The organism is Lujinxingia sediminis (genome assembly GCF_004005565.1).
Lineage (GTDB): Bacteria > Myxococcota_A > Bradymonadia > Bradymonadales > Bradymonadaceae > Lujinxingia > Lujinxingia sediminis.
The window spans coordinates 210,304-223,822 of sequence record NZ_SADD01000006.1; the positions used below are offsets into that span (position 1 = coordinate 210,304).

The following is a 13,519-nucleotide window of genomic DNA, read 5'->3' on the forward strand; positions in this document are numbered from 1 at the left end:
CCCCAACGAAAAAAAGGCTCCCCGCGATGGGGAGCCTTTTTTCTTGCCTGATTCGGTGACCCCTGCGGGGCCCCTAAAGCCAACGACCGGATTTGAACCGGTGACCTGCTCATTACGAGTGAGCTGCTCTACCAGCTGAGCTACGTTGGCGCGCTCAAGCGGCACTTTGTCTATCCAAGAAGGGGGTGGACGTCAAGAGGTCGTGGTGCGAAAAGATGCGGGTGTTTTGTGATCGATGCGGGGTTAATTCATAACAAAGCTCGACCCGAGATGTCGGGTCGCAACAATCCTGGTGGAAGATGTGCGCGGATGGCGACGCGCCAGTTTGGAGTAGGAACATGATGGCGTTGAGTCGAACGACGAGGTGGACGGCAGGGAGCGCGGCGCTGCTGGCAGCGCTGTTGGGGGTGAGCACGACCGGGGCCGCTCAGGAAGCGGGCGGGTTTGACGCGCAGACCTTTCAGCCAGCGCTGAGCCCCTCGGCGGTCTTTTCGGTCGATGGCTCGCGCACCTTTGAGCATCGCCAGATATACGGCGGCGTGATGTTCAACTCGGCCAGTAGTCCTCTGGTTCTTGAGTATGAAGACGGCGGTAGGGAAGAGGTGATCTCCAATCAGATCGCCGCGCACCTGAGCGCGGGCATCGGGCTTTTTGACCGTTATCAGGTCGAGCTTGCGCTGCCTATTTACCCCATAAACTGGGGCTACGATCAGGAGCGGGAGTTTCGAAAATTTGGGGTAGGGGATCTGGTGGTCCGAGGCAAAGCGCATCTTCTGAGCGGGGCTGACGATCGTTTCGGTCTGGCCGCCGGGTTGGATTTGAGCGTTCCGACGGGCGACCAGGATGTGTACCTGGGCTCGCGCACCGTCACGGCGACCCCGCGGGTGATGGCTGATTATCGCCTGGATACGCCGGCTGGCGGGCTTTTGCTCGCTGCAAACCTGGGCGCGCGCCTGCGCGGCACCGATGACGTCCACGATACGCGTATTGGCCCCAACCTAAGCTACGGGGTGGGCGCGGAGCTTGAGGCGATCGCCGAGGTGCTCTTTGTAGGGGCGGAGCTTTATGGCTCGGCGGTGCTCACTGAGCCGGCCCGAGCGAAGTCGCCGCTGGAGGCGCTGGTCGGTGTGCGTTGGGCCGCCACAGAGACCTGGTCATTCACCTTCGCGGCCGGCGGCGGTCTGGTCGGCGGGATCGGAAGTGCGGCACAACGCGGGTTGATCGGCGTGAGCTACCGGACTGCACCAGAAACCGACGATGAGGTTGTATCCAGCGAAACCATCGTCTGTGAGGTCGATGCACCGCCCGGCTATGAGGGCCCCCGTGATGCGCAGGGATGCCCGATGGAGGAAGAGCAGGGCTGTGCCAGCCTCAGCGAGGACTGGCAGGGGGCCGTCGATGACGAGGGCTGCCCCATCCTCGATCAGGACGGCGATGGCATCCCCGACAGTGAAGATGCCTGCCCCACCGAGCCTCAAGACTTCGATGGGTTGGGGGGAGCCCATGGCTGTCCGGTTGAAGACGTCGACAGCGACGGCGTTCTCGATGTTGACGATCGCTGCCCCACCGAGCCCGGATTACAGCTGCACCAGGGTTGCCCCCCGCCGGTGAAGAAGGCGGTGCGCGAGGGCGATGAAATCCGCATTCTCGACAAGGTTTATTTTCAGACCGACAAAGCAGTTATCCTCGACGATTCCTTTGAGCTTCTCGATCAGGTCGCGTTGGTCCTGCGCACCAACTCCGACATCATGCTGATCGAGGTCGCAGGCCACACCGATAGCCGTGGTGACGCTGACTACAACATGATGCTCTCGGAGGAGCGCGCTAAAGCGGTGCGCGAGTACCTGGTCAATCAGGGGCGGATCGATGCTTCGCGGGTGGTCGCCCGCGGCTATGGTCAGACCCAGCTGCTGATTGACGAAAGCACCGACGAGGCCCACGCGGCCAATCGCCGCGTGGAGTTCCGCATCCTGGAGCAGGGCAGCGAGGATGCGGTGAGCCCCGAGCTCCCCGCCGCTCCTTAACCGGGAGTCGACCCCCGGGGTCTGGAGGGGGGAGCTTCGCTTCGTGCCAGCAGACTGCTCTGGCGCATCAGGTCCACAAAGGCCTGGGCGGCTGCCGGTAGCGTGCGATCGCTGCGGTAGCATACGGCGAGTGTGCGTTTGAGAGGGTTGGCCCTGGCCATCAACCCGTGCTCGCTGCCGGTGAGCGCGTGCTGGCTGACAAAGGCAGCGCCGATGCCCTGGGCGACCATCTGTTTGAGCGACTCGATGGAGCGCAACTCCATGACGATGTCAGCGTCGACGCCGGCCTCCAGGATGCGCGCGTCGATGAGGTTTCGCACCGCGGAGCCCGCCTCAAAGAGCACGAGGGGGACGCCGGCCAGGTCTTCCCAGCCAAAGTCGTTCTGGCGGCTGAGTTCGAATCGGGGTGGCACGAGCAGGCGAAGCTCATCGTCGATCCATTGCTCGACGTGCAGCTTGCCGGCGCCGGTATCACCGCTGGGCTGACGCACCGGCAGGGTCACCACCCCCAGATCGAGCACCCCGGAGAGCACATCTTCGACCACCGACTGGGAGGGTTGTTCGCGCACGAAGAAGCGAATCGCCGGGTTGGCCTCATGAAACCTCGCCAGCAAGGGCGGTAGCAGAAAGGTCGTCGCCGTGGCTCCGCCCCCGATCGCGAGGGCGCCGCGTTGCAGCCCGCTGAGCTGATCCAGCGCGCTTCGGGCGTCCTCCAGGCGAGAGAGCGCCTCCTGCGCGTAGGGCAAAAAGGTTTCGCCAGACTGCGTGAGCACAAGCCCCGAAGAGGTGCGGTCGAAGAGGCGCTGGCCCAGGGACTCCTCCAGGCGCGCGAGCTGCGCGCTGACCGCCGGCTGGGTCAGGTGCAGGCGGGCGGCCGCGCGGGTCATGTGGCCTTCGTTTGCCAACATTAAAAAGGTGCGTAAATGGCTCAGCTCCATCGTTCTCCTCGGAGTGAAGACGTCCCCGGCCAGGCGAAAGGGCGAGCGTCGTGGCGGATGACGATCGATGTCGGGGTGATAAGCATAATCAATCGAAATCATAGAGTGAATCAATTTTACTTATCTGCTAGTCGTTCTTAGCATCCCCGATGATGTAAATGACGGGATCGTGAGCAGACATCCGCAACGCCAACCCCAGAGGATTTCACCATGACGAATTCGGATCGTTTCGGCGCGAAGACTACTTTTGAGACCAGCGCGGGCACCTATACCGCTTACCGCCTCGGGGCTCTCAAGGACAAAGGGATCGGGCACGTCGACAAGCTGCCCTACTCCATCAAGATTTTGCTGGAGAGCTGCCTGCGCAACTTCGACGACCACGTGGTCACCGAGGAGCACGTGAAGGCGTTGGCCGGCTACGACGCCAGAGATGTGGGTGAGCAGGAGATTCCCTTTAATCCGGGGCGCGTGGTGTTGCAGGACTTCACCGGGGTTCCTGCGGTGGTCGACCTGGCGGCGCTGCGCAGCGCGATGGAGCGCATGGGCGGCGACGTCAGCCAGGTCAACCCGCTGGCGCGCGTCGATCTGGTGATCGACCACTCCGTGCAGGTCGACGCCTTCGGTAGCGCGAAAGCCATCGCGATCAACGCCGAGCGCGAATTCGCCCGCAACCAGGAGCGCTACGAGTTTTTGAAGTGGGGCCAGCAGGCCTTCGATAACTTCTCGGTCGTACCGCCGGAGACGGGCATCGTGCACCAGGTCAACCTGGAGTACCTGGCCGACGGCGTGCTCACCCAGGAGCAGAATGGTGAGAAGGTGGCCTACCCCGACTCGCTGGTGGGCACCGACTCGCACACCACCATGATCAACGGTCTGGGCGTGATGGGCTGGGGCGTGGGCGGCATTGAGGCCGAGGCCTGCATGCTCGGTCAGCCCATCTACATGCTGATCCCGGAAGTTGTGGGCTTTAAGCTCACCGGCAGCCTGGCCGAAGGTGCCACGGCCACCGACCTGGTGCTCACGGTCACCGAGATCCTGCGTAAGCAGGGCGTCGTCGGTAAGTTCGTCGAGTTCTACGGCCCGGGTCTTGATGAGCTCAGCCTCTCGGACCGCGCCACCATCGCCAACATGGCGCCGGAGTACGGCGCGACGATGGGCTTCTTCCCGGTCGACGAGAAGACGCTGGAGTACATGGAGCTGACCGGTCGCGACGCCGAGACGATCGAGCGCGTGAAGGCCTACACCCAGTTCAACGGCCTGTGGCGCAATGATGACGCCGGCGTTGTCTACTCCCAGGATGTCAGCCTGGACCTCGGTGAGGTTCAGCCCTCGCTGGCCGGTCCGAAGCGTCCGCAGGACCGCATCCTTCTGAGCGATATGAAGGGTGAGTTCAACCTGGCGCTCGAGAAGACCTTTGGTAAAGAGCCGGGCAAGACGCCGGCGGTGGAGACGACCTTCCAGGATGAGACCTTCGATCTGGAAGAGGGCGCGGTGGTGATCGCGGCGATCACCAGCTGCACCAACACCTCCAACCCCAAGGTCATGATGGCCGCCGGCCTGCTGGCCAAGAAGGCCAACGAGCTGGGCATCAAGGCCAAGCCCTGGGTCAAGACCTCGCTTGCGCCGGGCTCCCGCGTGGTCACCGACTATTACGAGAAAGCCGGTGTTCAGGAGCACCTCGAAGCGGTGGGCTTCTATACGGTGGGCTACGGCTGCACGACCTGCATCGGGAACTCCGGTCCGCTGCCCGACGCCATCCGCGACTCCATCGTCAAGGGTGACCTCGTGGCCGCGTCGGTGCTCAGTGGTAACCGCAACTTTGAGGGGCGCATCAGCCCGCATACCCGCGCTAACTACCTGGCGTCGCCGCCCCTGGTCGTGGCTTACGCGCTGGCGGGTAACGTCAATATCGACATCTACAACGATCCGATCGCTCAGGATCGCGACGGGAATGATGTCTACCTCAAGGACATCTGGCCCTCGAACCAGGAAGTCGACGAGGCCATCGCGCATGCGGTGAGCAAGGAGCAGTTCACCAGGCAGTACGCCAACGTCTTCGAAGGCCCCGAAGCCTGGAAGACGCTGGAGGCACCCACCGGCAAGGTCTACTCCTGGTCGGAAGACTCGACTTACATTCAGGAGCCGCCCTTCTTCGTGGACATGCCCGAAGATGCCCCGGCGATCACCTCGATCACCGGCGCGCGCGTGCTGGCGAAGCTGGGTCAGTCGATCACCACCGACCACATCAGCCCGGCCGGCGCCATCGCTGTGGACAGCCCGGCGGGTCGCTACCTTCTGGCCCGCGGCATTGAGCGCGGCATGTTCAACAGCTTCGGCTCTCGCCGCGGCAACGACCAGGTGATGACGCGCGGAACCTTTGGCAACATCCGCATCCGCAACCAGATCGCGCCGGGCACCGAAGGCGGCTACACCACCTACTTCGGTCCCGACGAGACGCCGGCCGGTCCCTTTGATGGGCTGAACTACGAGAGCGATGTCGATCCGAAGCATGGCGAGGTCTGCTTCATCTACGATGCTGCGGTGAAGTACCAGAAGCACGGCATTCCCCTTGTGGTGCTCGCCGGCAATGACTACGGCATGGGTTCGAGCCGTGACTGGGCCGCCAAGGGCACCTTCCTGCTGGGCGTGCGCGCGGTCATCGCCGAGAGCTACGAGCGTATTCACCGCTCCAACCTCATCGGCATGGGCGTGCTGCCCCTGCAGTTTGAGAGTGGCCAGAGCCACGAGTCGCTCGGGCTGACCGGTGAGGAGAGCTTCGATATTGAGCTCAGCGATGATCTCAAGCCCCTTTCCACCGTGTCGGTGAAGGCGACCCACCCCGAGACCGGTGCAACCACCAGCTTCAACGCCAAGGTGCGCATCGATACCCCGGTGGAGGTCGACTACTACCGCAACGGCGGCATCCTCCACATGGTGCTGCGCCGCCTCTTCAAAGGGCAGTGAGGTTGACGCTCCCGCTCGCCAGGTAGGTGATGGCGGCGAGTGCTGAGATTTAGAAGCCGCCCCCGACGCGTTCGCGTCGGGGGCGGCTTTTTTGGATCTTGGGATGGTGAGGTAGGTGTGCGAGGATGTGTGATAGCACTTGAATTGAAGCCGTCGATTCATTAATAAGTCGGCGAATTCGTTTCATAACGTCACATGTGCGGGCGCCCGAAGGGCGCCTGCCGAAGATAGCTTGAGGGATGCGATGAGAGAGCAAATCACCAGGTGGATGGTCGGCGGCGCGATCGGTGCGCTGGCGCTGGGTGCTGCGGCCTGCGGCGAAGATCCGGTAACCGGCGGCTTCGGACATGGCAGCCCCTGCCAGATTGATGAGGACTGCGGCCCGGGCCTGGTATGCAGCGCGGGCGTCTGCGCTGCAGATCCCAACGGCAACATCGATGAAGACACCGGTGATGATCCGCTCAATCCCGATGATCCCGATGGTGGCGACGACACCGATACGGGCAATAACCCCGACACCGGAACGGATACCGGCACGGACCCCAATCCGGATACCGGTACCGATCCCATCGACCCGGTGGACCCGGGTGTCGACCGCCGCGACGACCGCCCGGTGAACCCGCAATGCGTGTATGGCGAGCGCGGGGACACCTTCGTGCCCGATGAGACCTGGTCCTTCCGCGTGGAGGGCTCCATTCCCTACGCCACCTACGATGGCCACGGGAGCGCCGGCTCGTTTGCCGGCCATGCCATCAACCAGGTCATGATGACGCCGGCGGTGGCCAACCTCACCGACGACAACGATGACGGCGTCATCAACGAGCAGGACATCCCGGAGGTCATCTTTACGACCTTCCTGACCAACGAGAACAGGAGTGGCAACGAAAGTTGGGATACGCTTATCACCGGTGTGTTGCGGGCGGTCTCAGGCGATGACGGCAGTCACCTCTGGAGCGTGGGTTACCGCGAGATCGAGGCCTTCCGTGGTAAGAGTCCGGCCGATTACCGCGTGAGCGTAGGCTTTCAGCCGGCGGCCAGTGTGGCCGTGGGCGACATCAACAACGATGGCAAGGCCGAGATCATCGCCGCGCTCTTTGACTACCAGAGCTTCGGGCATCTGGGCTTTGCGGCGCTCTCCAATGAGGGCGAGATCCTGTGGATCTCGGATGATGTCGCCCCCACGCTCAATAGCTGGTGGGGCGGCCCCTCCATCGCGGACATCGATGGCGACGGCGAGCCCGAGATCGTGGTGGGTTCGGTGGTTTACGACAACCAGGGCCGCGTGATGTGGGACGGACGTGAAGCCCCCGGGCTCAGCGTAACCGACACTCTGGGCACCAACCGCAACCTCGGCCCGCTGAGTGTGGTCGCCGACCTCGACCTGGTCGACGACTCGCCGACCGGCACGCGCACCCAGGAGATCATCACCGGCAATGCGGCGTTCACCCACGATGGGCAGAAGCTGTGGGAGAGCCCGATGGGCGACGGATTCCCGGCGGTGGCTGACTTCAATGGCAGCGGCTTCCCCGAGGTCGTCGTGGTCAGCGATGGTACGGTGCGCATCCACGACGGTCGCACCGGCACTCTGGTCTGGGGTCCGGTTACCGTGGGCGCCGGTCGCCTGGGGGCGCCGACGATCGCGGACTTCACCGGCGACGGGCGCAACGAGATCGGTATCGCCGGAAGCACCAAATACGTCGCGCTGCGCGTGGACTACGGCCTGCCCGGTGCCGACAACACGCCGACCTACAGCGAAGCGCGCCTGTGGGAGCGCACCACCCAGGATCAGTCCAGCAACGTGACCGGCTCCAGCGTGTTCGACTTCAACGGTGATGGTCGCGCGGAGGTCGTTTACAACGATGAACTCTTCCTGCGCGTCTACGACGGTCCCACCGGTCAGGTGCTCTTTGAGGCGGCCAACCCCTCGTTCACCGCGCTGGAGAACCCGGTGATCGTGGACGTGGATAACGACGGCACGGCCAACATCGTCGTGGCCACCAACGATTTTGAATGCGGCGATCAGATCAACTGCACCCCGGGTATCGCCGGTGTGCGGGTCTTCTCCGACGCGAACGACAACTGGGTGGCTACCCGTCGCATCTGGAACCAGCACGCCTACAGCATCAACAACGTCAACGAAGACGGCTCGATCCCCGCCGAGCCCACTCCGAGCTACCGCGACCACAACACCTTCCGCCTGAACAGCCTGACGACCATCGATCCGCAGGCCGCCCCCGACCTGTTGGCCGAGGCGCCCGAGGTCGTCGCCGATGGCTGCGATATGGCGGTGAGCGTGTGGGTTACCAACTCCGGCGCGGTGAACGTGGGCCCGGATATGGCGGTGAGCTTCTACGTGGTGCGCAACGGCAACCGCCAGTACCTCGATACCGGCTACACCACCCAGGGGCTTGAGCCCGGGCAGTCTGAGCGCGTGCGGCTCGGCTTGAACCTTCCCTCCGGGAGCTACGACATCATCGCGGTGGTCGATGATGTCAACGGCACCGGCTCTCGCAACGAGTGCAATGAGGATAACAACACCATTCTCATCGAAGGCGGCTACTCCTGCTGAGCGCGTGGGGTGGCGAGGAGGCTCGGACGTCGTTCGACCCCCTCGACCCCCACCCCTGGCTCTCGCGAAGGTTTTTTGACCCCCTCGATCGACTCCAGGGGGCGTTCGCGAGCGTGTTTCGACCCCCTCGACCCCCTGGCAAGAGGCAGGCAGAGCGTCTCGCGACCCCCTCGACCCCCTGGCAAGAGGCAGGCAGAGCGTCTCGCGACCCCCTCGACGCCCCGTTCGGGGTATATGGGTGGGGCAATGGGAGCCAAAAGAGAAGCCCCGGCCACTGGCCGGGGCTTTTTTTCGTCCGGGAGCCTCCGGGCGCGGAGGGCTCAGGTCAGATGTGCCAGCTTTCGGGGGTTGCGGAGAATGTAGATCTGCGTCACGCGGGCGTCGGCGACCTCACATTGAAAGAGGGTGGGGAGGCCCTGCGCATCGTAGAAGAGCATCGCCATACGTCCGTTGATCTCCAGGGCGGTGCCGGCGCCCGAGCCGGCGTGCTTGCGGGCCAGGCCGTGGAGGAAGCGGGCGACGGGGTCGGCTCCGACGATGGGTTTTCGGGCGGTGCTGACGTGTCCTCCCCCGTCGGAGAGCACCACGACATCGGGGGCCAGGACGTCCATCAGCGTCTGGATATCGCCGTCGATCGTCGCCTGGAAGAGTCCCTCGACGGTGGCGCGGTGGGTGTCGTCATCGACCAGGGTGTGGCGCCTTCCGGAGCGCACCCGGGTGCGGGCGCGGTGCACGAGCTGCCTTACGGCCTCTGGCGATTTTCCCAGCGCCCGGGCGATCTCCGGGTAGTCAAAATCAAAGACCTCGCGCAGCACGAAGGCCGCCCGCTGCTCGGGGGTGAGGCTCTGGAGCATCACCAGCATGGCGGTGGAGACCTGGTCGGCCAGCAGGAGGGCCGACTCCGGGGAGCGCGCCGCCGGCTGCTCGGGCTGCGCGGCGGTGGGCAGGGGCTCGGGAAGCCAGACGCCGGGGTAGTCTTCGCGCTGGCGGTTGCGCTTGCGCAGGGCGTTTAACGCCTGGCGGGTGGCGATCTGCGCCAGATACGAGCGCGGGTGCTCCACCGGGGTCTCCACCGCTCGCCAGCGCAGGTAGCACTCCTGGACGACGTCTTCGGCATCGCTGACGCTGCCGGTGAGGTTGTAGGCGATCTTAAAGAGGAGCGCGCGGTGCTCGGCAAAGGCGCTATCGGGTTGGGCAGACATCGTCGGGCTCCGTACGTCAGGCCGCGGGTTCGTCGTCGGCTTGCGGGCCAAGCTCCGCATGTTGCGACCAGGAGAAGGTGCCGGGGTGGCGGGCTTCATTGCTCAGCGAGCGCAGGGTCATCCGGCAGATCGATTCCTTAAAGATGCCCCCGGCAAGCCCTCCCATGTGGATGCTACGGGGGCGGTCATCCGGGTGAACGAACTGTACCAGGGCGTTTTTGGGGCCGAGCGCGATGTTTTGAACGATGTATCCGCCGCGGTAGGGCTCCAGAGGGCGCTGCTCAAGGTAGCGCTGCACGTTGTCGGCCACATGCGCCCCCAGGGGCAAGGCCGAAGCACAGCCCATCCGCAGGTAGGCGTAGCCGGGGTGATCGATGGCGATGGCGTCGCCGGCGCCGAAGATGGAGGGGAAGCCCGGGACCTGAAGCTCGGGGGTAACCTGCAGGCGCCGCCGGGTATCGTGGGGCAGGCCACTGGTCATGGCCAGCGAGGGGGTGGAGAAGCCGGCACACCAGATCAGCAGGCCATCGCCCAGGAGCGCGCGGCGCGCGTCGTGGTCACGCATCGGCACGGGCTGATGGGTATGGACGATGACCTTTAAGCGCTTGAGTCGGCGCAGGATCGCCGCGCGCGCCCGCTCCGAGACGCTCGGGGCGATGGCGCCGGCGCAGTGGAGGTGGATCTCGATCTGGGGATGCTCGCTGGCGATCTCCCCGACGAGCTCCAGTCCGGTGTGCCCGCCTCCGACGATGTGCACCGGGCCCGAGGTGTGCTCTTGAAGTCGGCGGCGAGTCTCTTCGGCGCCGGCCAGCGTCGAGATTTGCAGGGCTTCGGGGGGGGCGGCGCCTTCGGCAGAGCCGGCCGCGTAGATGAGCACGTCGTAGGACAGAGACTCCCCGCCGGCCAGCGTGACCCTCCGGGCTTCGGGCTCAATGCTCTCGACCGAGTCGACCCGCACGTCGACCTGGGGATGCAAAAGAGTGGCGAGGGGATGGGAGACGCTCTTAAGGGTGGATGCCGCGTAGCTATGCAGGCGAATGCGCTCGATGAAGTGGTCTTTCGGGTTGATCAGCGTGACGCGGGGGCGACTCGGCCCCTCGGCGGAGCACAGGCGATTGGCGGCCATAATGCCGGCGTATCCGGCGCCGATGACGATGGTATGTGGGGTCATAGCAAGCTCCTTACTTCGGGATGAAAAGGACCAGACAAACGTGCTACATACCCGACACCGCCCGGGACGAGGTTGTGACAGAAATTTCTAAGATGAGGGTGGGTTGACAAGCCCGCCTTCGCTGCACATCCTCCACCGAAGTTGAGATATGGCCGGCACGGGTGCCGGTTTTGAAGCGGCACATCGCAACGTGGAGTGCGCATGAACACCTGCCCGAATTGCGGCAAAGAGGTCGACGATAACGCCCGCCATTGCGGGCATTGCGGCCATAAGCTGCAGATCGATCAGAAGAAAACCATGCTCGGCATGGCTGCTATCGATCCTCACGAGCTTCAAAAACGCATCGCCGAGGCTCGCCCCGCCCAGAAGGGGGAAGAGCGAGTGTCGGAGAAGGCTGGGCCTCAGTCCTCCGAGAGCGCCGGGCCGGATCCGGAGATGGCTCTGACGGAGGTGATGGAGCCGGTACGTTTTCCCAGGCCGGAGGATGCACACGCCCGGGCTGAGGCTTCGGTCGCGTCCGATGATGCTCAACCCGAAGGTGAGCAGGACGATATCGCCATCGGTCCCACCGAGGCGATGCCCGCGCTCACGCTTCCCACGCCGGCAAGCGATGGACCTGAGGAGCGTGCCGACGGCGAAGACCAGCTCCCCCATCAGCCCACCGGACCGATGGAGGCGCTCCCCACCGTGGCACCTGCCGATGAACGCGGTGAGTGGGACGCGAGTTCCTTGCCGGACCCGCTTGCGGCCACCGAGCTGGAGATGTCGCCGGTCGATCTCTCAAAGACCGGCCCGACGTCGACACCGGCCGCCGAGCCAGAGTCCGAGTCCGCGCCAGGCGCACCGCAGGCCGCTCCTGGCGATGCGCCTGAGGCCTCCACCGATGCGCCGGTGGTAACACCCACCCCGGCGCAGGGGCTCGCCGCCCAGCTCCCCGATAACCTGGCGCAGCTGGCCGGAGATCCGGAGAACAAAAAACGCCTGATACTCTTTGTCGGTGCAGTCGTCGTGGTGCTTCTGGGCTGCTGCATTTTGAGCGTGGTGCTCTCCTCGATGGTCTGACCATCTGCCCGCTGGCGTCGCCGAGCGTGGCAGAAAAAAGCCCCGCACGCGTTCGCGTGCGGGGCTTTTCTTTTGGAGCGTATCGCGGTCGCGATGCTTTAGAAGATCTGCGAGTCGTAGAGCCGGTCGATGGCTTTGTCGGTCCAGGCATCCAGGGTGCCAAGCTCCCAGGCCAGGTGCAGGATCGTGTAGCGGTTGCGGATGTCTTTGGAGTGCGCCACGGAGCGCCAGGCCCGCTCGCGCGCCACGTCCAGCTCGGCAAAACGCACCGGACACTTCGCCTCGACGAGCTCCTCTTCAAGCGAGTTGCAGGTGCGCAGCGTCGAGCCCACCTTCTGGCGCAGCACCGACCACTCCGACTTCAGGGTGGTGAGGCGAGCGCGAAGTTCGTCGGCGGAGGGGTAGGCCTTTTCGGCGTGTTTGACCACCGCGTCGTAGAGGGGGCCGAAGCGCTCTTTGAGCACCGCAGCGTACTGCTCCCAGGGTTGGAGCGCGGCCACGCGCGCCTCCACATTGATGGTGTCCGGGTCCATCGCCATAAGCTGCTCGTAGAGGTAGGCGGTGGTCAGCGTGCCCACGCCCACCTGGCAGCCGTGAAAATCATGCGGCTCATCAAACGCGATCGAGGTCATGTCGATAAAGTGGCTGATCAGGTGCTCGCCACCGGAGGCCGGGCTCGACGAGCCGGCCACGCTCATCGCCAGGCCGCTGAGCATCAGGCTGGCGCTCAAGTCGCCGACGGCCTGGCGGTCGCGGGCGGGCAACTTCGGAGCGACTCCGTCGAGAAGTTTCGCGCCGGCCTCAATGATCTCCATGGCCTCGGCGGAGTGGAAGGTGCCGTTGAGCCAGGCCGAGAGTTGCCAGTCGGCGTTGGAGACCGGCTTCGACATCAAATCACCCAGACCGCTGCAGATCATGCGGTAGGGCGACTCGGCCAGCACATCGAGATCGGCCACCACGACCCGCGGCGCGCGGCAGGGGATGGTGGTTTTGACGCCCTCGGAGAGCACCGCGGCAATCGCCGAGGTGTAGCCGTTCATGCTCGGGGAGGTCGCCACGCACGCCATATAACGGTCGACGTTGAAGCAGGCCTGCTTGACGATGTCGTTGATGGTGCCGGCACCCACGGCCACGCCAGCCACCGCGCCCTGCTCGCCAAGGGCCGCCTGGTAGGCGGCGATGGAGGCATCATCACAACGCGGCACCTCCTCGCCCTCGCTGGCGAGTACCTCAAAGCGCTCCCAGGCTTGACCCACCCGATCGAGCTCGGCGGCCAGGGCCTTTCCGGCCACCTCCCAGGTGTTTTCGTCAAAGGCCACAAGCCAGGTGCCCTCGGGAAGATGCGCCTGCATCTGGCGCACACCCTCGGCGATGGCGTCTTTCTGGAGCACGATCGCGCGGGTGTCGAGGTGCTCGGCGTAGCGGGTCAATAGCTCGTCGATGAGCGTGGTCATAGCGTGCCTCAGGGGAAAAGAGGGTCGTCAACATATCGGGCATCACCATGCCCGGATCGCACCATTCTTCAAGCTCTAGCAGATGGCGCGCTGAGAAATTCCGGGAAAAATTTGCCCGGGATCGGCCCGCCCCTT

Annotated in this window: 8 protein-coding genes and 1 tRNA gene; 4 read left to right on the forward strand and 5 right to left on the reverse strand. The window is 64.5% G+C overall.

Features of this window, described 5'->3' with window-relative positions:
* Positions 1-77: 77 nt before the first annotated feature.
* A tRNA-Thr gene (locus tag EA187_RS12450) sits at positions 78-150 on the reverse strand.
* Positions 151-338: 188 nt separating this feature from the next.
* On the opposite strand from EA187_RS12450, the gene EA187_RS12455 reads away from it, so the two are divergent.
* The gene (locus EA187_RS12455; RefSeq protein ID WP_164856239.1) at positions 339-2,024 is read left to right on the forward strand and encodes an OmpA family protein; all 1,686 of its coding nucleotides are present in this window, start codon (positions 339-341) and stop codon (positions 2,022-2,024) included.
* Here the strand turns inward: EA187_RS12455 and EA187_RS12460 are convergent.
* The gene (locus EA187_RS12460) at positions 2,021-3,064 is read right to left on the reverse strand and encodes a LysR family transcriptional regulator (RefSeq protein WP_115604906.1); all 1,044 of its coding nucleotides are present in this window, start codon (positions 3,062-3,064) and stop codon (positions 2,021-2,023) included. The two genes, EA187_RS12455 and EA187_RS12460, sit on opposite strands and share 4 nt — an antisense overlap.
* 108 nt (positions 3,065-3,172) lie before the next feature.
* Here EA187_RS12460 and acnA point away from each other — a divergent pair, with 108 nt between their 5' ends.
* Together acnA and EA187_RS12470 are read left to right on the forward strand one after the other, a co-directional pair.
* Complete coding sequence (gene acnA / locus EA187_RS12465) at positions 3,173-5,926, forward strand: aconitate hydratase AcnA (protein ID WP_127780459.1); 2,754 nt, start codon at positions 3,173-3,175, stop codon at positions 5,924-5,926.
* A 244-nt stretch (positions 5,927-6,170) separates the two neighbouring features.
* On the forward strand, positions 6,171-8,495 hold the full coding sequence (locus EA187_RS12470; RefSeq protein WP_127780460.1) for an FG-GAP-like repeat-containing protein: 2,325 nt from the start codon (positions 6,171-6,173) through the stop codon (positions 8,493-8,495).
* Between the two features lie 320 nt (positions 8,496-8,815).
* On the opposite strand, the gene sigJ is transcribed toward EA187_RS12470, so the two are convergent.
* Together sigJ and EA187_RS12480 are read right to left on the reverse strand one after the other, a co-directional pair.
* Positions 8,816-9,697 carry an RNA polymerase sigma factor SigJ gene (sigJ, locus tag EA187_RS12475; RefSeq protein ID WP_127780461.1) on the reverse strand — a complete coding sequence of 294 codons (882 nt, stop codon included), beginning with the start codon at positions 9,695-9,697 and terminating at the stop codon, positions 8,816-8,818.
* A 16-nt stretch (positions 9,698-9,713) separates the two neighbouring features.
* Positions 9,714-10,868, reverse strand: coding sequence for an NAD(P)/FAD-dependent oxidoreductase (locus EA187_RS12480; RefSeq protein ID WP_127780462.1), 1,155 nt, complete (start codon positions 10,866-10,868; stop codon positions 9,714-9,716).
* A 201-nt stretch (positions 10,869-11,069) separates the two neighbouring features.
* Here EA187_RS12480 and EA187_RS12485 point away from each other — a divergent pair, with 201 nt between their 5' ends.
* Positions 11,070-11,930 (forward strand): zinc ribbon domain-containing protein, encoded by an 861-nt coding sequence (locus EA187_RS12485; RefSeq protein ID WP_115604896.1) that lies wholly within the window; start codon positions 11,070-11,072, stop codon positions 11,928-11,930.
* Between the two features lie 98 nt (positions 11,931-12,028).
* Here the strand turns inward: EA187_RS12485 and EA187_RS12490 are convergent, their stop codons facing one another.
* Positions 12,029-13,384, reverse strand: coding sequence for an iron-containing alcohol dehydrogenase (locus tag EA187_RS12490; protein ID WP_127780463.1), 1,356 nt, complete (start codon positions 13,382-13,384; stop codon positions 12,029-12,031).
* Between the last annotated feature and the right edge of the window lie 135 nt (positions 13,385-13,519).

Bases quoted from the DNA above. Each gene is read 5' to 3' on its own strand.
- acnA (WP_127780459.1), top strand. From the start codon at position 3,173: ATGACGAATTCGGATCGTTTCGGCGCGAAGACTACTTTTGAGACCAGC.
- EA187_RS12460 (WP_115604906.1), bottom strand. From the start codon at position 3,064: ATGATTTCGATTGATTATGCTTATCACCCCGACATCGATCGTCATCCG.
- EA187_RS12455 (WP_164856239.1), top strand. From the start codon at position 339: ATGATGGCGTTGAGTCGAACGACGAGGTGGACGGCAGGGAGCGCGGCG.
- EA187_RS12480 (WP_127780462.1), bottom strand. From the start codon at position 10,868: ATGACCCCACATACCATCGTCATCGGCGCCGGATACGCCGGCATTATG.
- EA187_RS12470 (WP_127780460.1), top strand. From the start codon at position 6,171: ATGAGAGAGCAAATCACCAGGTGGATGGTCGGCGGCGCGATCGGTGCG.
- EA187_RS12485 (WP_115604896.1), top strand. From the start codon at position 11,070: ATGAACACCTGCCCGAATTGCGGCAAAGAGGTCGACGATAACGCCCGC.
- sigJ (WP_127780461.1), bottom strand. From the start codon at position 9,697: ATGTCTGCCCAACCCGATAGCGCCTTTGCCGAGCACCGCGCGCTCCTC.
- EA187_RS12490 (WP_127780463.1), bottom strand. From the start codon at position 13,384: ATGACCACGCTCATCGACGAGCTATTGACCCGCTACGCCGAGCACCTC.